Source organism: Burkholderia sp. LK4 (genome assembly GCF_001043615.1).
Lineage (GTDB): Bacteria > Pseudomonadota > Gammaproteobacteria > Burkholderiales > Burkholderiaceae > Burkholderia > Burkholderia cepacia.
This window is the reverse complement of record NZ_LDUL01000137.1, coordinates 1-782: the sequence shown is the minus strand read 5'-3', so window position 1 is coordinate 782 and position 782 is coordinate 1. Positions and strand designations below refer to the sequence as shown.

The following is a 782-nucleotide window of genomic DNA, read 5'->3' as shown; positions in this document are numbered from 1 at the left end:
GTCGCCGATCCTGCACGTCGTGCCACTGCAGCTGCTCGCGTATCACACCGCGTGCGCGCGCGGCACCGACGTCGACAAGCCGCGGAACCTCGCGAAATCGGTGACGGTGGAATAAGGCGGGACGACCGGGACGGCCCCGCGAAGCCGTCCCGACCCCGTATCGGCTCGAAGCCGGCCATTCGGGCAGGCCATTCGGCCAGGTCGAAATATGTACCACGTAGTGGCATATAATCCTGTGCTGACCTGATCGGCCCGACATGCCGGTAATCGGCGGCGCGGGATCGTGCCGGGGAAGGTCGGGCAGGTGCGGGTTTGCGTATTCCTGTTCGCCCAACCCGACCGGGACGACATCGACGCACGCGAACGGCGTGCCGTCAGCAAGCTCGCCGCGGATGTCGGGCGCCGCACCGGCGCCGATATCGCGACGCTGGTCACACTGAAAGAGCGGGTGGAGATTTGCAATGGCCAGGAGTCGATTCAAGAGCGACGCAACGGAGGCGATCCACGGCGCCGCGTCGGGCCTCTGTCGTGCCGCGTTGATCGACAAGAAGACGATGCGCGAATACGACGATCTGCGCATCGAAGCCGCCCCGCGGTTAGATCCGGAAGCCATCGCCCGCATCCGCAAATCCGTCAATGTCAGCCAGAGCGTGTTCGCGCTCTACCTGAACACGACGGCGTCGACGATCCGCCAATGGGAACAGGGCGACAAGCGGCCGGGCGGCATTGCCGCACGGATGCTCCAGATCGTCGAGAAACACGGGCTCGAGGTGTTCTCCTGA

1 protein-coding gene and 1 pseudogene are annotated in these 782 nt (G+C 65.2%); both read left to right on the top strand.

The window, feature by feature from the left end:
• Positions 1–262: 262 nt before the first annotated feature.
• A pseudogene (locus VK92_RS43445) lies at positions 263–466 on the top strand (type II toxin-antitoxin system RelE/ParE family toxin); the annotation flags it as partial.
• A complete protein-coding gene (locus tag VK92_RS38345; RefSeq protein ID WP_048026837.1) occupies positions 462–782 on the top strand; it encodes a helix-turn-helix domain-containing protein in 321 nt (106 codons plus the stop codon). The pseudogene VK92_RS43445 and the gene VK92_RS38345, both read left to right, overlap by 5 nt.

Bases quoted from the DNA above. Each gene is read 5' to 3' on its own strand.
- VK92_RS38345 (WP_048026837.1), top strand. From the start codon at position 462: ATGGCCAGGAGTCGATTCAAGAGCGACGCAACGGAGGCGATCCACGGC.